The organism is Amycolatopsis sp. NPDC049691 (assembly GCF_040675005.1).
GTDB lineage: Bacteria > Actinomycetota > Actinomycetes > Mycobacteriales > Pseudonocardiaceae > Amycolatopsis.
Genome location: NZ_JBFANX010000002.1, coordinates 451,496 through 469,332 on the forward strand (window position 1 = coordinate 451,496; position 17,837 = coordinate 469,332).

A 17,837-nucleotide genomic window follows, 5' to 3' on the forward strand; every position below is an offset into this window, starting at 1 on the left:
GCATACTCGAACGGGTGTTCGACACGATGAGGAGGTGTCCGGGGCGGTGGCGCTGACCGACGACCGCAGTCCGATGTACGCGGAGTCCGACCCGGGGCCGAGCGACCCCGGTCCCGGGGGTGGCGGTGGCGGGTTCGACCGCCAGCCGCCGCAGGACATCGCGGCCGAGCAGTCCGTGCTCGGCGGCATGCTGCTGTCGAAGGACGCGGTCGCCGACGTCATCGAGGCGCTCGGCCCCGACGACTTCTACCGGCCCGCGCACCAGGCGATCTACGACTGCATCCTCGACCTCTACGGCCGCGGCGAGCCCGCCGACCCGATCACGGTGTCGGCGGAGCTGGAGCGGCGCGGCGAACTGGGCCGCGTCGGCGGCGCGCCCTACCTGCACACGCTGATCGCGACCGTGCCGACCGCGGCGAACGCGGGCTACTACGCGGAGATCGTCGCGGAGAAGGCGGTGCTGCGCCGGCTGGTCGAGGCGGGCACCCGGATCGTGCAGTACGGCTACGGCGCGGCCGCGGCCGACGGCGCGAACATCGACGAGGTGGTCGACCGCGCGCAGGCCGCGATCTACGACGTCACCGAGCGCCGGACCAGCGAGGACTACGTCGCGCTGGAAGAGCTGCTGCAGCCGACGATGGACGAGATCGACGCGATCGCCTCGCGCGGCGGCCAGTCCCAGGGCATCCCGACCGGGTTCACCGACTTCGACGAGCTGACCAACGGGCTGCACCCGGGCCAGATGATCATCGTCGCCGCCCGGCCCGGTGTCGGCAAGTCGACACTGGGCCTGGACTTCGCGCGGTCGGCGTCGATCCGGCACGGCATGACCAGCGTCATCTTCTCGCTGGAGATGAGCCGGACCGAGATCGTCATGCGCATGCTCTCGGCCGAAGCGAAGATCCGCCTCGCCGACATGCGCGGCGGCAAGATGTCCGACGACGACTGGACGCGGCTGGCCCGCCGGATGAGCGAGGTGTCCGAGGCGCCGCTGTTCGTCGACGACTCGCCGAACATGACGATGATGGAGATCCGCGCGAAGGCCCGGCGGCTGAAGCAGCGCAACGACCTCAAGCTCGTCGTCCTCGACTACCTCCAGCTGATGACGTCCGGCAAGCGCGTCGAGTCGCGGCAGCAGGAGGTCTCGGAGTTCTCGCGGCAGATGAAGCTGCTGGCGAAGGAGATCGAGGTCCCGGTGATCGCGATCAGCCAGCTGAACCGTGGTCCGGAACAGCGGACCGACAAGCGCCCGATGCTGTCGGACCTGCGTGAGTCCGGCTCACTGGAGCAGGACGCCGACCTCGTCATCCTGGTCAACCGCCCGGACGCCTGGGAGCGCGACGACCCGCGCGCGGGCGAGGCGGACCTGATCATCGCGAAGCACCGGGCCGGCCCGACGGCGACGATCACGGTCGCCCACCAGCTGCACTACAGCCGGTTCGTCGACCTCTCCCACGACTAGCCGAGCGCGCTGTACCCGCGGACGAAGGCCGTGAGGAGCCTGCCGAAGTTTTGGCGGTCCTCCTCCGGCCAGTCCGCCATGACCTCGGCGAACACCGAGCGCCGGAACGCGTGCAGCTGGTCGAGGTGCGCCTGGCCGGCCTCGGTCGGCACGAGCACCGCACGCCGTCCGTCGCGCTGATCGGCTTCGCGGCGGAGCAGGCCCTGCTCGACCGCGCGCGCCACCAGCCGGCTCGCGCGCGGCTGGTCGACGCCCATCGCCGCGCTCAACGCGGTCACCGTGCCGGCCTCGCCGCGTTCGGTGAGCTCTTCGACGACGTCGAGCAGTTCGTGCACCGGATCGTGCGCGCCCTGGCCGCGCGCCTTGCCGATCCGGCTCAGCGCCCGCCGCTGCTGGCTGCGGCGGATCGCGATCATGGCGCGCTCGACGTCGGCCACCGCGTCGTTCATGGTTGCCCCACCTCCAAACTACATGTACTTTTACATGTAGTTGTTCCCAAGCATTCAGGAGTCTCCATGAAACCCCTCGGCTGGTGGCTGCGCCACCTCCACGAGCTTCTCGAATCCTCCATGGGCCGGATCCTCGACGCGGAGTCGTTGACCCGGCGGCATTGGCAGGTACTCAACACGATCGCCCTCGGCGCCCGCACGCCGGAGGAGGTCGACTCGGTCATGGCGCCGTTCGTCGCCGCGGAGGGGTCGATGGCCCCGAAGGTGGCCGACCTGCGCGAGCGTGGCTGGGTCGCCGGGAACGGCGAGCTCACCGACGCCGGCCGCGAAGCCCACGCGCGCGTCGAGGAGCGCGTCAAAGCCTTCCGGGCGTCGGCGATCGACGGCATCAGCGACGACGACTACCGCACGACGATCCGCACCCTGGAACGTTGCGCGGCGAACCTCGAAGCCGCCTGAGGAATATCCGGAGGCGCGCCGGCGTCGTCTCTAGTAGTTGAACTTTCAAACACTGGAGCCGTCGATGACCCGCACCCCGGTCCTCTACCTCAGCCACGGAGCGCCGCCGCTCGCCGACGACACCACGTGGACCCGCCAGCTCGCCGCCTGGTCGGCCGACCTGCCCAAGCCCCGCGCGATCCTGGTCGTGTCGGCGCACTGGGAGGAGGCCCCGCTGACCATCGCGGCCACGACGACCGTGCCGCTCGTCTACGACTTCTGGGGCTTCCTGGAGCGCTACTACCAGGTGAAGTACGCGGCGCCGGGCGCCCCGGAGCTGGCGGAGAAGGTGCGGAAGCTGCTTCGCTCGACCGAGACGCCGGTGCACGACGCACCAGAGCGCGGCCTCGACCACGGCGCCTACGTGCCGCTGGTGGAGATGTACCCGGACGCCGACGTGCCGGTGCTGCAGGTGTCGATGCCGTCGCTCGACCCGCAGGAGCTGTTCGACCTCGGCCGCAAGCTCGCGCCGCTGCGCGACGAAGGCGTGCTGATCATCGGCAGCGGCTTCTTCACCCACAACCTGAGCGGGATGGCCCGCGCGACCGACGGGACGCCGCCCGCGTGGTCGGCCGAGTTCGACCACTGGGGCGACGAGGTCGTGCGCAGCGGCGACGTCGACGCGCTGCTCGACTTCCGGCACAAGGCGCCGGCCGCGACCCTCGCGCACCCGCGGATCGAGCACTTCGCGCCGCTGTTCGTCTCCCTCGGCGCGACCGCGGAGGAGAAGTCCGGCCGCACGGTGATCGACGGCTTCTGGCACGGGCTGGCGAAGCGGTCCCTGCAGTTCTCCTGACCTTCCCCCGAACACGAACGAGCCCCAGGAACCTGATCGGTTCCTGGGGCTCGCCGTCTCCAGGGAAGGAGCGTTCCATCGGATGTCAGGCGCTCCGTGCGAGGAGACCTCGCGGCGCGGTGGAGCGCCTGCCGGGGGTCGGGGGCCGGGTGGGTTCTGGCTGAACCCCACCCGGCGTCACCGAACTACTTGCGCTTCACCAGCCCCAGCAGCTTCGCGAGGAAACCGGTGGAGTCCAGGCCCGACATCGCCGGGACCTGCGCGGCCGGGGCGGCGCTGTCCAGCACCGGCAGCTTGGCGTTCACCGGCAGGGCCGGGGCGGCCGGCAGCGCCGGGGCAGCCGGCAGGGCCGGGGTCACCGGGAGGGCGACCGGCAGGGCCGGGACGCCACCCAGGGCGGGCAGCGCCGGCAGCGCGACGGGCAGCTTGCCGGTCGGCAGGTCCGCACGCGCGGAGCCGGGCAGGGCACCCAGGGCAGGCACGGCCGGCAGGGCCGGGGCCGCGATCGGCAGGCCCGCGGTCGGCAGGTCCGCCCGCTGGGTGTGGCCCGGCAGGGCACCACCCAGCGCCGACAGCCCGGTCACGGCGGGCAGCGCCGCGGTGTTGGGCAGGGCCGGCTTCGGCATCGCGGCGACGCTGCCGAGGTGCGACAGCTGGGTCAGCCCGGACAGCGGGTTCCCGCCACCGGTCGGCAGGTCGGCGCGCTCACCGAGCGGCGCGGCGGTCGGCAGCGCGGTGGGCAGCGCGGGCAGGCCCTGGGTGGGCAGCCCCGCCGTCGGCAGGCCGCTGGCGAGACCGGTCAGCGAGGGCAGCTCGCTCGCGCCCAGCTCCGAACCTTCGACCGGGTTCGCGATCGCGTCGGCCGCCTCCGCGGCTTCCCCGTCGATGCTCGTCATGTCGGTCGCTTCCGCGGTCGCGACCCCGAGCAGCTCGAGGGGCACGCCGAAGATCTGCACCGGCAGCGCGAACGCGTGGTAGAAGTTGTACCCCGACAGGGCCGACCCGTCACCCGCGGTGACCGGCTCGCCGCCGTTCTCCGTGGTCAGCGAGTTGTCGCCGACCGCGTGCGCCACGCCGCCCACGGTCACCGCGTCGCCGAACAGCTGCGCGATCGCCGTGGCCGGGATGTCGAGGATGTTGCCGGAGATGGCGCCCTCGACACCCGAGGTGGTGTCGTCGCCCGCGTTCTGCACGGACGTCGTGTTGATTCCGGTGCCGGTGGCGACACCCGCCACGCTGACGGCGTCCCCGAAGACCTGCGCGACCGGCAGCGCGTCCGCGCCGACGATGTTGCCGGCCACGGCGCCACCGTCACCGTTGGTGGTGGCGTCGCCGCCCGCCTGCGACATGGTGTCGCTGGTGCCCAGGCCGTGGCCCAGGGCCGCACCCGCGACGCCGTCGCTGAAGACCTGCGCGACACCCGCGATCGGGGCCTTCACGATGTTGCCGGTCAGCGCACCGTCGCGGCCGTCGGTGAGGGCGTCGCCGCCCGCCGAGGAGTCGGTGATGTTGTCGTTCTCACCGGTGCCGATGCCCGCGAGGGCGGCACCGCTGCCGGCGGCCAGCACCGGGAGCGAGACCGGGGCCTCGATGATGTTGCCGGCGCCGGCGCCCGCGGGGCCGTTCGCCGTGACGTCGCCGCCCGCGTTGGACGTCGTGTCGGTCGAGCCCTTGCCGTGGCCCTGGCCGACGAACGCGCCGCCGATGTTGGCGACCTGCACCGGCAGCGACGCCGGCACGGTGCCCAGGTTCGAGCTCAGGAAGCCGTTGTCGTCGTGCGTGCTGCCACCGCCGCCGCCGGAGACGACCTTGGTCTCGTCGGCCGAGCCGGAGCCCTGGCCGATGAACGAGCCGCCCACGCCGAAGACCTCGGCGGGCAGGCCGACCGGCACCTGCACGACGTTGCCCGAGCCGGACGAGTTGTCGCCCTGGGTGCCGTCGTACGCCCCGGCGGTGACCGTCTTGTCCTCGGTCGCCGTGCCGGACGCGTTGCCGATGTGGCTGCCGCCGATGCCGAAGACCTCGGGCGCGCCCGCGGTCTGGGTGTTGACGATGTTGCCGCCGAGGACGGAGCCGTTGCCCTTGGTGTAGCTGCCGTTGCCCGCGTTGGCGTCGGTGGTGTTGTCGTGCGCCGCGTTCGCCTGGCCGATGTAGGTGCCACCGATGCCGAAGGCCTCGACCGGCAGCGCGACCGACGGGTTCAGGACGTTGCCCGAGCCGCTGGCGTTGTCGCCCGCGGTCTTGACGAAGCCACCCGAGTCGACGGTGCTGGAGGAGCTGCCGGCGTCGGGGATGCCCGCCGTGGCGTTGCCGATCCACGAGCCCGCGACACCCGCGACGTTCGCGATCGGGGACAGCGAGACCGCCCCGCCGTTGCCGGACAGGAACGAGTCGTTGCCGGACGTCTCGAGGTAGGTCGGGATGCCCAGGCTGCCTTCGCGGGTGTCCCCGGCGGTGGCGTCGGCCGAGGTGTCGCAGCCGTCGGAGTTCGACAGCGAGCCCCACACGGCGCCCGAGTTGCAGTTGAACTTGACCGGCAGGGCGATCGGCGCGCCGACCACGTTGCCGGAGCCGCTGGCCTGGTCGCCGGAGCTGAACAGCGAGCCGCCGGAGGTCGCGACGGTGTCGGCGGTGTAGCCGTGGCTCTGCCCGTTGCCGAGCAGGTAGGAAGCGGCGTTGCCGGTCACCTGCACCGGGGTGGCGAACTGGCCCGCGACCACGTTGCCGGAGAGGGCCGAGCCGTCGCCGTTCGTGTCGACGTCACCGGTCTCGGTGGTGCTCTGGCTGGCCGACCCACCGGTCACGCGCCCGGTGCCGCCGGCGACACCGCCGCCGTTCCCGGCGATCTGGACGGGGAGCGCCCAGTCGAGGGCGACCGCGTTGCCCGCCAGGCTCGAGTCCTGCCCGGTCGTCGCGATGTCCTGGTTGTGGTCCCAGGTCTGGGTGTGGTTGCCACCCTGGACGGTCGCGTCGCCGAGCACGCCGACCGCGTTGTCCACGATCTGGATCGGGACGACGACGTCGCCGGTGACCTTGTTGCCCTTGAGGTTGTTGTGGCTCGGGGTGAACGCGCCCGCGCCGTCGGCCTTGGTGACACCGCCGAGGGTGCTCTGGCTGATCGGGCTGGCTTCGTCGAGCTGCTGGGCAGCCTGGTTCGCCGCCTGGGTGACCGGCTTGGCGCTCAGCTCCGTCTGCCCGGCGGGCAGGTCCAGCTGGCCGAAGGGGGTGCCGACCGCGTTGTTGGCTTCCTGGATCGGAACCGTCACGTTCAGGTCGAGCGGCGAGGCAGGGGTGTCGGGGTTGACGTTCTCGTCAGCCGAGGCGATGCCGGTACCCAGCATCAGCAACCCACCCGTGACAAGTGCGGTCTGGAGTCCGCGCTTTGCCCACGTCTGCATGGGGTTTTTCTCCTTTATTTCGGGTTCCCTTGCGGGCTTGTGGAGGTGCGCTCGTCGAAAGGGGGATGGCGTCCGAGCCGCACCAGAGGGGGAAGGACTTTCTGCGGGCGCGCGAAGGCGCACCGCCGTGTCACGGGTTTTCGCGGACGCGGGTGCCGTCAGCTGAAGACGGGCATGGGCGCGTCAGCGACCCGTGCAGGGAGGTGTTCAGTCAGGAGTGACGCCGGGCTGCTCGCCCGGGGTGCGCATCGTGGTGCGCAGGCCGGCGCGGCTCATCGCCGCGACGGCGGAATCGACGGCTTCGGTCGTCCAGAACGGGACGCCGAAGTTGGGGCCGTCGACGTGTCCACCGGGGGCAGTGCTGCCACCCGGGGCGGTGGGGACGGACGGCGCGACCGGAAGCTGCGCCGGGGTCAGCGGGGACGGCAGGTCACGGTGCCCGTCGCGGGACTGGCCCGCGGCACCGGTGCCGTCGGCGTGCGCGGCGGCCTTCGCCATCGCGAGGGCGGCGCGCACGGATTCGGGGAGTTCGACGGTCGTGACGGCGGCCGGCCCGGCCACCGGGACGACATCGGGCGTCACCGCCTGCTGCTCGACCGGGGCGATGGCCGGGAGCTCGGTGAGCAGGTCACCGCGGCCGGCCGGGTCGAGCAGCTGCCACACCTGGTGGCCGAAGTCCTGCGCCGGCGCCGGGGCGACGGTCTCCTCGAGGACCTGGCGGGTGTCCTGCGGCTGGCGGGCGATGTGCTCGGCCGCGCCGAGGGTGCGCTCCACCGGGCTCAGCACCGCGTCGTCGGCGAGGTCCGACACCGAGTCGCTGACGCGCTCGGAGACCTCGTGCTCGAGGGTGCGGGCGTCGGTGCGGCAGGGGCGCTGCGGCTCGCTCCACGTCGTCGCGTCCTGGTGGCAGCTCGCCGCGTCGGCGAGACCGCCGGCGGCCTCGCCCGCCAGGTTCGCGGTGCCGTGGTTCACGTCGCCGAGGCTGCCTGCCGTGGCGTCGGTGACCGGGGTGACGGAGGAGGTGCCGACCTCGACGGTGTCCGCGGAGGCGGCCGCGCCGGAGACGAGCCACGCGGCGGCGGTGCCGGCCACGGCACCACCGAGCACGAGCAGCGCACGCGACACGAGCCGGCCGACGCGCTTCGCGCCCTGCCCCTCGTTCGTCGCGTGGTCCACCACTGGTGCGTCTCCTTCGAAACCGGGTGATCGTTCGGCGATTGCCGTTGCGGAAGCGACCTAATCAAATCCGCGACACGGCTCGCATCCTCGACACGACTTGATGCCCCCATCGTGTGAAGAACACAGCGTGCAACCGGGCCTGACACCGGGTGATCACGCCTGGCTGCCGAGCGTGTCGGACTCGGCCCGCGGAAAGCGGCCGAATCGGGCGGTGTTGCCAGTACGGTGATCCGGTGAGCCACGCGCGACGCGAAGACCCGTTCCTGCCGGAGCACGAGGACATCACCGGGCTGATCCCCCGGGGCCTGCGCATCAGCGCGGCGCTGGCGTGGCGGTTCATCGTCGTGATCGCGGCGCTGTACGCCGTGGTGTGGGTGATCGGCTACCTGTCCGTCGTCATCATCCCGCTGTCCATCGCCCTGCTGCTGTCGGCACTGCTCGCGCCCGCGGTGCAGAAGCTGGTCGCGGTGAAGTTCCCGCGCGGGCTGGCGACGGCGATCGTGCTGGTCGCGGGCCTGGCGGTGCTGGGCGGGCTGCTGACGTTCGTCATCACGCAGTTCTCCTCCGGCCTGCCGCAGCTGCAGCAGCAGCTGAACGACAGCCTCAACCAGATCAAGGAGTGGCTGCTCAACGGTCCGCCGCACCTGCGCCAGGAGCAGATCCAGGACTTCATCAACCAGGCGATCGGCTTCATCCAGAACAACCAGGCGTCCATCACGACGACCGCGCTGACGACGGCGAGCACCGTCGGCGAGATCCTCACCGGCTTCCTGCTGACGCTGTTCATCACGATCTTCTTCCTCAGCGGCGGCGACGGCATCTGGACGTTCCTCGTGCGCGCCGTGCCGCGGCGGGTCCGCAACCGGGTCGACGTCGCCGGGCGCCGCGGGTTCGCGTCGTTGGTCAGCTACGTGCGGGCGACGGCCGCGGTGGCCGTGGTCGACGCGGTCGGCATCGGCGTCGGGCTGTGGATCATGGGCGTGCCGCTGGTGATCCCGCTGGCGACGCTGGTGTTCATCGGCGCGTTCATCCCGATCATCGGCGCGGTCATCACCGGCGGTGTCGCGGTGCTGATCGCGCTGGTGACGAACGGGTTCATCGGCGCGGTGATCGTGCTGGCCATCGTGATCGGCGTGATGCAGCTGGAAAGCCACATCCTGCAGCCGCTGCTGCTCGGGCGGGCGGTGAAGCTGCACCCGCTCGCGGTGGTGCTCGCCATCACCGCCGGCCTGGTCGCGGGCGGGATCGCCGGCGCGCTGCTGGCCGTGCCGCTGCTGGCGGTGCTCAACGCCGGCGTCCGGTCGCTGCTGCACGAGACCGACCCGGACCCGGCCGAGGTGGACGTCCTCAAGGACCAGGCCGCGCAGCCGAACGACGCCGAGCCGGGCTCGCCGAAGGCGGAGGTCCCCACGCGCGGCGACGAAGACGAATGACCACCGCGCGGACGCCCGACCCGATCACGCCGATGTGGCGCGGCGTGCTCGCGTTCCGCGTGCTCACCTGGGCGTTCGCCTGCGGCACCGTGATCGTCCAGAGCGGGCACTACCAGCGCGAGTGGCTGGCCTGGACGGTCCTCGGCGTGATGGCCGCGTGGTCGGTGGTGAGCAGCTTCCTCTACTTGCGGGAGCGGACGCGGCCACCGGCGCTGGTCGTCTTCGACCTCGTGCTGACGACCGCGCTGCTGCTGACCTCGCCGTGGGTGCTCAGCGACGCGCAGTTCGCGCTGAACGTCCCGCTCATCACGACGGTGTGGGCGGCCGTCCCGCCGGTCGCCGCGGGCGCGCGCTTCGGCGCGGGCGGCGGGGTGCTGGCCGGACTGGTCGTCGGGGTGGCGACCGGGCTGGCCCGGGAGAAGTTCGACCTCGACGTCGCCCGCGACGGCGTCCTGCTCGCCGCGGCCGGGCTGCTGGTCGGCATGGCCGCGACGATGGGCCGCCGGTCCGCGGCGCGGCTGGAGCAGGCGCTGCGGAAGGAAGCGGCGACTGCCGAACGGGAACGGCTCGCGCGGTCGATCCACGACAGCGTGCTGCAGGTGCTGGCCCGCGTCCGCAAGCGCGGCAACGAGGTCGGCGGCGAAGCGGCCGAGCTGGCGAAGCTGGCCGGCGAGCAGGAAATCGCGCTGCGGTCACTGGTGACGACCGAGCCGCCGGCGCCGAACGACCGCGGCACGGCCAGCCTGCGCGCCGCGCTGCAGCTGCTCGCGACGTCGTCGGTGCAGGTCTCGACCCCGGCGGACGACGTCGAGCTGCCCGCCCACGTCACCGGCGAACTGGTCGCCATCACCCGCGAAGCGCTCTCGAACGTCGAGAAGCACGCGGGCCCCGAAGCGCGGGCGTGGGTGCTGCTGGAGGACCTCGGCGGCGAGGTCGTGGTCAGCATCCGCGACGACGGACCGGGCATTCCGGACGGCGTTCTCGAGCGAGCGGCCGCGGACGGGCACCTCGGCGTGGTGGAATCCATCCGGGGGAGGGTCCGCGACCTCGGCGGGAGCGCGACTCTCGACACCGGGCCCGGCCGGGGCACGGAGTGGGAGGTCAGGGTGCCGAGCACGAGGGGTGCGAGATGAGCGACGAGCCGCGGATCTCCGTGATGGTGGTCGACGACCACCCGATCTGGCGCGACGGGGTGGCCCGCGACCTGACCGAGCACGGCTTCGACGTGAAGGCGACGGCGCCGGACGCCGACGCGGCGCTGCGCATCGCCCGGACCGTCCGGCCGGACGTCGTGCTGATGGACCTGAACCTGGGCAGCACGTCCGGGGTGGACGCGACCCGCGAGATCACCTCGGCGCTGCCGTCGACGAAGGTGCTGGTGCTGTCCGCGAGCGGCGAGCACAAGGACGTCCTGGAAGCGGTGAAGGCCGGCGCGTCCGGCTACCTGGTCAAGTCGGCGTCCGCGGCCGAGCTGGTGGACGCCGTGCACCGGACCGCGGCGGGCGACCCGGTGTTCACGGCGGGCCTGGCCGGGCTGGTGCTCGGGGAGTACCGGCGGATGGCCGACGCGCCCGCGGAAGGCGCCGAGCCGCCGCGGCTCACCGAGCGCGAGACCGACGTTCTGCGCCTGGTCGCGAAGGGACTGACCGCGCGGCAGATCGCCGAGCGGCTCGTGCTGTCGCACCGCACGGTCGAGAACCACGTGCAGTCGACGCTGCGGAAGCTCCAGCTGCACAACCGCGTCGAGCTGGCCCGGTACGCGATCGAGCACGGCCTCGACGAGGAGTAGTCAGGGCAGCACGGCGAAGCCAGACCAGTCGCTCGCCGGCAGCGCCGCCTTGCCCAGCCGCCACTGGGGCTCGCCCGGGTGCCAGGCGGCGAGGACGCCGTCGGCCAGCACGAGGTCGCCGTCTCCGGACCAGTCGAACCCGCCGCCGCGCTTGAGGTGCTCGGTGATGAACGGCATGGCCGCGGCGTGCTCCCAGGTCAGCGTGTCCGGGTGGAGCAGCCACAGGTCGCGGGTCTGCGTGCTGGTGTTGCGGTAGGCGGGGTCGGCGAAGTCGACGGCCCAGACGCTGCCGTCGCGGGACGGGACGACGGTGGGCGTCCGCGCGACCACCGGCCGGCTGAGCTGCTTGCGGCTGCCGTCCCGCAGGTCGACGAGGGTGAGCTCGGTCAGCCCGTCCAGGAGCATCCGGTCACCGGCGACGCCGAAGATGCGCGGCGCCTGCCGGACCGTGCGGCCGGTCTCGGGGTCGATCAGCGCGTCGGTCGATTCGGCGGCGCCGGCGTTGATGGTGATCAGCAGGCCGTGGGCGGTCCCGGCCCGGACCTGGGTGCGGCAGCTGGCGGACTGGCCGTGGCCGAACTCGCCGCCGGAGAGGGAAACGTGCTGCAGGCGGCAGGTGTCGGGCGCGTCCTGCCGGATGAGCCAGACGCTGTCGCCGTCGACGGCGGGGGCCACCGACCAGGCGCGGCCGAGGGAGCGCGGCGGGCTCGCGGGGCCGGTGTAGACGAGGACATCGAAGGGGTCGTCGCTGCCGGCGTCCGTCGGGTAGGCGGTCAGCACGGCGTGCGTGCCGACCCGGACGACGCTCAGCTTCCGGTCGCCGCCCGGGTAGCCGGGCGGGGTGGCCGTGGGGCCGCGGTCGGCGTCGAACAGGGTCGGGCCGGCGGTGGGGACCAGGGCGGTGATGCCGATGCCGCCGGTGGTCGGCACGCCTCGGAGCCCCTCCGGCGGCGCGGTCGGCGTGGGGTTCGGGGCGCTGGTGCTCGGTGGTGGCGGCGGAGACGGATCACCGGTGCACCCGGACAGCAGAACCAGCGCCACGCCGAGGGCGGCGCTGCGGATTACGGGTCCGTTCAGGGTTTTCCCCCGATCTCCCTGGTGAAATCCGGTTCTACCATCGGGGGCATGGGCGAGGAAGAGACCGCGGCGGCGGAACCGGTGACCGAAACCAAGCCGTTGAGCGAGCGCGATCTTCGGGTGTCCGACGACGAGCGCGAGCACGTCGTCGGGGTGCTGCAGAAGGCGATCGGCCGGGGGATGATCGACCTCGACGAGTTCACCGAGCGCACCGACCGCGCGCTGGCGTCGCGGACCCGGGGCGAGCTCAACGCCGTGCTGGCCGACCTCGCCGGGCTCTACCACCCGGCGGCCGCGATGGCCGCCGCGCCGTCGTACGCGCCCCCTCCGGCGAGCTACGGCGGCTACTCGCCGGGGCGTCGCATCGAGCTCAACGCGAAGTACTCGTCGCTGGTCCGCAGCGGGCCGTGGGTCGTGCCGCCCGAGATGGTCGTGCGCAACAAGTACGGCTCGACGAAGCTCGACTTCACCGAGGCCCAGGTGCAGTCGCCGGTGGTGCACATCGAGCTGGACGCCAAGTGGGGTTCGGTCGAGGTGATCATCCCGGAGCACGCGGCGGTCGACGTCAACTCGATCACCGACGTCAAGTTCGGCTCGCTCGAGGACAAGACGCACAGCAACGGGCACATGGGGAACCCGCGGTTCGTGCTGAGCGGCCGGGTCCACGGCGGTTCGCTGGTCATCCGGCACCCGCGGCGCGGGTTGTTCGGCTAGCCGGGGCCCCTCTGCCCCCGGCGTCAAGAAGGCCTCCCCACCCAGGCATCGGGTGGGGAGGCCTTCGCTTTACGCGGCCCGGAGGTTCTTCGCGACGAAGCCGACGAGGACGGCGAACGCGACGGCGGCGAGCCCGGCGACGACGTGCAGGCCGGCGGCGAAGCCGTACCCGCGGACGACGGCGTTGCCCAGCGTCCCGACGGTCGCGATGCCGATGGCGTAGCCGAACTCGTTGACGGTCTGCGCCAGCGACGCGGCGGCGCCCGCCTTGCGTTCCGGGACCGAGCCGACGACGAGATCGGTCCCGAGCGCGACCATCGGCCCGACGCCCAGCGACGTCACGGCGAACCCGAGCGCGGGCCACGCCGGCCCGGCGGCGGGGTCGGCGAGCGCGAGGATCGCCATGCCGGCCGCGGCGAGAGCGACGCCGCCGGCGATCAGGACGTTCGCCTTGACCCGGCGAGCGAGGTGCGGCGCGGCGAGGAAGCTGACGGTGGAGGCGGCCATCCCGGGCAGCAGCCCGAGCGCGGCCCCCACCGGCGAGAGGTGCTGTGCGACCTGCAGGAACTGCGCGGTGAACAGCATCGTGGTGCCGCCGAGCATGCTGAACACGAGCATCCCGCCGAGCGTGGTCCGGAAGGCCTTCGCGGCGAAGAGGCTGAAGTCGACGAGCGGGTCCTTCAGGGCGCGTTGCCGCTTGTAGAAGACGTATCCGACGGCCAGGCCGGTGATGAGGGCGGCCGTGGGAACGGGATGGAAGCCGTCGCGGGCGAGCTCCTTGACGCCGTAGACGGCGGGCAGGATGGCGGCGAGCGAGAGGGCGACGCTGGGGACGTCGAGCCGGCCGGCCTGCTCGTCGCGGTACTCGGGCAGCAGCTTCGGGCCGATGACCAGCAGCAGGACCATGGCGGGAACGCCGAGCAGGAAGACCGAGCCCCACCAGAAGTGCTCGAGCAGCAGCCCGCCGACCATCGGCCCGATGATGGCGCCGACGGTGAAGCAGCCGGCCCAGATCCCGATGGCTTGAGCGCGTTGCTGCGGGTTCTTGAAGAGGGTCCCGATGAGGGAGAGGGTCGAGGGGGCGAGGGTGGCACCGGAGATCCCGAGCACGGCCCGCGCGGCGATGAGCATGCCGGCACTGGTGGCGAAGGCGGCCCCGACGGAGGCGAGCCCGAAGGCGGCGGCCCCGATGAGCAGCAGCTTCCGCCGCCCGATCCGGTCACCGAGGGTCCCCATGGTGACCATGAACCCGGCGACCATGAAGCCGTAGGTGTCCATGATCCAGAGCTGCTGGGTGCCATCGGCGTGCAGCCCGGCGGCGATCTTCGGCAGCGCGAGGACGAGGACGAAGACGTCGAGCGAGACGAGCAGGGTGGGCAGGGCCAGCACGGCCAGCCCGATCCACTCCCGGCGCCCGGCCTTCGCCGTCTCGGCCGGCGCTCCGGCCGGTGCTTCGGCGGTGATGGTCATGGCTGCGTCCTCTCGGCTCGGTGGTGCTTCCACCACTGCGTCGAGCGGGCGCGGCCGAAATCGACAGCTTCTTCGTCGGAAAGCCGTGAAGGCCACCTCGCGTTCGAGGCGGCCTTCACGGGGTTGTGTCAGGTTGTCCACACCCCTCGTGCATTGGGGACAACTCCGCGCATCCAGGGTCGCACAATCCGGCACTGTCGGTCACGACCGATAGACTGAAAGTGGGGGGCGCCCCCGGGGAGCGGCGGATCGCGCCGGAATCCGCCGTTCGCGTTCGGTCAGGGGCGGGCCGCCGCGCGAGCCGCGGCCGGGTCCGACGTCGCCAGTGCCGCTTCCGCCAGCGCCTCGCACTCCGCGAGTGTCGCCGATGCCAGGCTGGCACCCACCGAACGGACCGCCGGGGCGTTCATCGACAAGCTCGTCAGGCCGAGGCCGGCCAGGACCAGCGCCAGCCGCGGGTCCGCCGCCGCTTCGCCGCAGACGCCCGCCGGCTTGCCCGTGGCCTTGGCCGCGTCGCCGATCAGCTTCAGCAGGCGCAGGAGCGCCGGCTGCCACGGGTCGTTGAGCTTCGCGACCGCGCCCAGCTGGCGGTCCGCCGCGAACGTGTACTGGGCCAGGTCGTTCGTGCCGACCGAGACGAAGTCGACGACGTCGAGGATCTCGCGGGCGCTCAGCGCCGCCGCCGGGATCTCGATCATCACGCCCGCCCGGGCGATGCCCGCCGCGCGGACGCGCTCGGCGAACCAGGCGGCTTCCTCGACCGTCGCGACCATCGGGGCCATCACCGAAACCTCGGCGCCCGAGTCCGCCGCCGCGCCGGCGATCGCCTCGAGCTGGCGGTCCAGCACCTCGGGGCGGTCGAACGCCACGCGCAGCCCGCGCACGCCGAGCGCCGGGTTCGGCTCGGCTTCCGGCGAGAGGAACGCCAGCGGCTTGTCGGCGCCCGCGTCGAGCGTCCGCACGATCACCGGCTTGCCGCGGAACGGCGAGAGCACCGCCGTGTACGCGGCGCGCTGCTCGGCGACCGACGGTTCGTCCGAGGCGTCCAGGTAGCAGAACTCGGTGCGGAAGAGGCCGACGCCCTCGGCGCCCGCGTCGGCCGCGGCCTGCGCGTCGGCCGGGGAGCCGACGTTGCCGTAGACCTTCACGCGGTGGCCGTCGGCCGTCGCGCCGGTGCCGTTCCAGTCGGCGAGCTGCGCGACCGTCGCCGCGACGACCGGCGCCGACGGGTCGGCGACCTCGACCGTCCCCGCGTCGCCGTCGACCGCAAGCGCTTGCGCGTCCAGGGCCAGCAGGCCGCGCACGGCGACGACGGCCGGGATGCCCAGCGCCCGCGCGAGGATCGCGGTGTGGCTCGTCGGACCGCCCTCTTCGGTGACCAGGGCGAGCACCTTCGCCGGGTCGAGGCCCGCGGTGTCGGCCGGGGCGAGGTCGCGCGCGACCAGCACGCTCGGCGACGCCAGCTCGGGCACCCCCGGCGGCGCGATGCCGAGCAGCTCGGCGATCAGCCGGTCGCGCACGTCCCGAACGTCGCGGACGCGCTCGGCCATGTACCCGCCCGCGGCGGCCAGCGCTTCGGCGAAGCCCTCGGCGGCCTGGTAGACGGCGCGCGCGGCGGGCAGCCCCTGCGTCTTGACCAGCGTTTCGGCCTGGGCCGCGAGCGCCGGGTCGGCCGCCATCGCGGCGGTGGTGATGAGGATCGTCGCGGCCTCGCCGGTGGCCGTCTCGGCCTGCTTCTCGAGCCGCGCGGCGACGACCGCGGCGGCGGGCGTGATCCGGGCGGCTTCGGCGGCGGGGTCGGCGGGGGCCGGAGTGGCGGCGGGCTCGCCGAGCGGCTCCGCGACGCGGACGACGGGACCACTGGCACGGCCGGGGCTGACGGCGACCCCGGACAGGGACTCAGACATGGTCTAGACCATAGCTCAAATACGTCTGGATATCTCGTGGTGGCGGGCACAAGCCTCGCTGACGCACCTGTTCGAGCACCGGCCGGACCTCCTCGTGCCACCAGGCTTCGGCCAGCTCGCCGCGGCTGCGCACCGGCCGTCCGGCCAGCATACGGCGGAAACCCCAGGCCTCGGCCGAGTCGGCGAGCCGGAACCAGTCGGCCGGGTCGTCGAGCCACAACCCGAGCCGGACGTCGTCGGGCAGCGGGACACGTTCGAGGAACATCCGCTCGGCGGTCTTCGACGGCAGGTCGGCGAGCGTCAGGCAGCGCAGCGCGCAGGCGACGGTGCTGATCCAGCGGACCCGCGCGCGGATGGTCGTGGCGCCGCGGGCGCGCGCGATGGCGACGCGGTGGTGGCCGTCGTCGACGAAGAACATGTCGGAGAGGCGCACGAGCCGCACCGGCGGGAGGTCGGCGGTCGTCCGCGTCAGCCGTTCCCAGCGGTCGCGCAGCGCGCGGTTGCGCGGCCGGAACTGGCGGTCGAAGTCGCCGGCGCGGGCGACCGTGCCGACGATGCCCTCCAGCGGGACGTCGTAGACGCCTTCGTCGACCTCGGTCTGCTTGCCGAGCGCCTGCAGGGTCTCGTCGAGCGGCATGATCGCGAGGTCGTCGGGCCGGCGCGCCTCCGCGATCGCCCTCAGCTGTGCGGCGTAGCCGCGCCACCAGGCCGAACCGAACGAATCGCCCATGTGATGGGCAACATGGTCCGCCGGACGATCATTCCCCCAGGTCGGCGGCGGTCGGGTAGGACGGTTGCGCGCCGGCCCGCGTCACGCTGAAGGCCGCGACGCGCACCGCGCGCTTCGCCGCGGAAACTAGGTCGACGCCCTCGGCGAGCGACGCGGCGAGCGCACCCGCGAAGGCGTCTCCGGCGCCGGTGGTGTCGACGGCCTCGACCTTCGGCGATTCGACCTCGGTCGTGGCGTCCCTTTCCACCACGACGGCACCGGCCGCCCCGAGCGTGACGACGGCGGCCCGCGGGCCGAGATCCAGCAGCTTCCGGAAGTCGGCGCCGGGCCCGGTCAGCCAGGCGGCTTCGTGCTCGTTGACGAGCAGGACGTCGAGCTTGGCGAGCGTTTCGGGGGAGAGCTTGGCCGCGGGCGACAGGTTCAGCAGGACTTTGACGCCGTTTTCGGCGGCCCGCGCGACGGCGTGTTCGACGGTCGGCAGCGGTACTTCGAGTGAAGCGACCATGACCTCGACCCCGTCGAAGACGGCGTCGACGTCGGCGGGTTCCAGGCTCGAGTTGGCGCCGGGCGAGACGAGGATGGCGTTCTCGCCGTCGGGGGTGACGGTGATGTAGGCGATGCCGGTCGGCCGGTCGCTGGTCCGGACGAGCCCGGTGTCTACGCCGGCGGCACGCAGCGAGTCGAGCAGCAGCCTGCCGTAGGGATCGTCCCCGACGGCGCCGAGGAGGGCGACGTCCGCCCCGAGCCGCCCGGCCGCGACCGCCGTGTTGGCTCCCTTGCCACCCGGTGCGAGGACGGTGTCCCCACCCAGTACGGTCTCACCACCCGCCGGCCGCCGGTCCACGGCGACGAGGAGGTCGGCGTTGGCGGATCCCACAACGAGCACGTCGGAGTTCATACCGAACTGTCCCACGAAAGCCGTCCGACCAGGTCGG

The 17,837-nt window shown here is 72.8% G+C and carries 15 protein-coding genes; 7 read left to right on the top strand and 8 right to left on the bottom strand.

Annotated features, from left to right (window positions below; all coding sequences use genetic code 11):
• Positions 1-46 precede the first annotated feature (46 nt).
• Positions 47-1,462 carry a replicative DNA helicase gene (gene dnaB / locus AB0J40_RS06435; RefSeq protein WP_364448727.1) on the top strand — a complete coding sequence of 472 codons (1,416 nt, stop codon included), beginning with the start codon at positions 47-49 and terminating at the stop codon, positions 1,460-1,462.
• On the opposite strand, the gene AB0J40_RS06440 is transcribed toward dnaB, so the two are convergent.
• Positions 1,459-1,911: a MarR family winged helix-turn-helix transcriptional regulator gene (locus tag AB0J40_RS06440; protein ID WP_364448423.1), complete on the bottom strand. Its 453-nt coding sequence runs from the start codon at positions 1,909-1,911 to the stop codon at positions 1,459-1,461. The genes dnaB and AB0J40_RS06440 overlap by 4 nt on opposite strands.
• A 66-nt stretch (positions 1,912-1,977) precedes the next feature.
• Here AB0J40_RS06440 and AB0J40_RS06445 point away from each other — a divergent pair, with 66 nt between their 5' ends.
• Positions 1,978-2,370, top strand: coding sequence for a MarR family transcriptional regulator (locus AB0J40_RS06445; protein WP_364448425.1), 393 nt, complete (start codon positions 1,978-1,980; stop codon positions 2,368-2,370).
• A 64-nt stretch (positions 2,371-2,434) separates the two neighbouring features.
• Positions 2,435-3,205: a class III extradiol ring-cleavage dioxygenase gene (locus tag AB0J40_RS06450; RefSeq protein WP_364448426.1), complete on the top strand. Its 771-nt coding sequence runs from the start codon at positions 2,435-2,437 to the stop codon at positions 3,203-3,205.
• A 185-nt stretch (positions 3,206-3,390) separates the two neighbouring features.
• On the opposite strand, the gene AB0J40_RS06455 is transcribed toward AB0J40_RS06450, so the two are convergent.
• Positions 3,391-6,603 (bottom strand): PE-PGRS family protein, encoded by a 3,213-nt coding sequence (locus AB0J40_RS06455; protein WP_364448428.1) that lies wholly within the window; start codon positions 6,601-6,603, stop codon positions 3,391-3,393.
• A 207-nt stretch (positions 6,604-6,810) separates the two neighbouring features.
• Positions 6,811-7,779, bottom strand: a complete 969-nt coding sequence (locus tag AB0J40_RS06460) for a hypothetical protein (protein WP_364448431.1) — start codon at positions 7,777-7,779, stop codon at positions 6,811-6,813.
• 236 nt (positions 7,780-8,015) lie between these two features.
• Here AB0J40_RS06460 and AB0J40_RS06465 point away from each other — a divergent pair, with 236 nt between their 5' ends.
• Genes AB0J40_RS06465 through AB0J40_RS06475 form a run of 3 tightly spaced genes read left to right on the top strand, consistent with a single transcriptional unit; the run spans position 8,016 to position 11,004 of the window.
• Positions 8,016-9,215 carry an AI-2E family transporter gene (locus AB0J40_RS06465; protein ID WP_364448433.1) on the top strand — a complete coding sequence of 400 codons (1,200 nt, stop codon included), beginning with the start codon at positions 8,016-8,018 and terminating at the stop codon, positions 9,213-9,215.
• Positions 9,212-10,348, top strand: a complete 1,137-nt coding sequence (locus AB0J40_RS06470) for a DUF5931 domain-containing protein (protein WP_364448435.1) — start codon at positions 9,212-9,214, stop codon at positions 10,346-10,348. The genes AB0J40_RS06465 and AB0J40_RS06470 overlap by 4 nt, the downstream gene beginning before the upstream one ends.
• Positions 10,345-11,004, top strand: a complete 660-nt coding sequence (locus AB0J40_RS06475) for a response regulator transcription factor (RefSeq protein WP_364448436.1) — start codon at positions 10,345-10,347, stop codon at positions 11,002-11,004. Before AB0J40_RS06470 ends, AB0J40_RS06475 begins: the two co-directional genes overlap by 4 nt.
• Here the strand turns inward: AB0J40_RS06475 and AB0J40_RS06480 are convergent, their stop codons facing one another.
• Positions 11,005-11,934 carry a hypothetical protein gene (locus tag AB0J40_RS06480; RefSeq protein ID WP_364448437.1) on the bottom strand — a complete coding sequence of 310 codons (930 nt, stop codon included), beginning with the start codon at positions 11,932-11,934 and terminating at the stop codon, positions 11,005-11,007.
• 195 nt (positions 11,935-12,129) lie between these two features.
• Between AB0J40_RS06480 and AB0J40_RS06485 the strand changes: the two genes are divergently transcribed.
• Positions 12,130-12,795: a DUF1707 domain-containing protein gene (locus tag AB0J40_RS06485; RefSeq protein WP_364448438.1), complete on the top strand. Its 666-nt coding sequence runs from the start codon at positions 12,130-12,132 to the stop codon at positions 12,793-12,795.
• Between the two features lie 69 nt (positions 12,796-12,864).
• Here AB0J40_RS06485 and AB0J40_RS06490 read toward each other — a convergent pair whose 3' ends face one another.
• From AB0J40_RS06490 to AB0J40_RS06505, 4 genes are all read right to left on the bottom strand, one after another.
• A complete protein-coding gene (locus AB0J40_RS06490) occupies positions 12,865-14,265 on the bottom strand; it encodes an MFS transporter (RefSeq protein ID WP_364448440.1) in 1,401 nt (466 codons plus the stop codon).
• Between the two features lie 278 nt (positions 14,266-14,543).
• Entirely contained in the window at positions 14,544-16,172 is a 1,629-nt protein-coding gene (ptsP, locus tag AB0J40_RS06495) for a phosphoenolpyruvate--protein phosphotransferase (protein ID WP_364448441.1), read from the bottom strand.
• On the bottom strand, positions 16,165-16,902 hold the full coding sequence (locus AB0J40_RS06500; protein ID WP_364448443.1) for a hypothetical protein: 738 nt from the start codon (positions 16,900-16,902) through the stop codon (positions 16,165-16,167). The genes ptsP and AB0J40_RS06500 overlap by 8 nt, the downstream gene beginning before the upstream one ends.
• Positions 16,903-16,930: 28 nt before the next feature.
• On the bottom strand, positions 16,931-17,800 hold the full coding sequence (locus AB0J40_RS06505) for a ribokinase (protein ID WP_364448444.1): 870 nt from the start codon (positions 17,798-17,800) through the stop codon (positions 16,931-16,933).
• Positions 17,801-17,837: the final 37 nt, after the last annotated feature.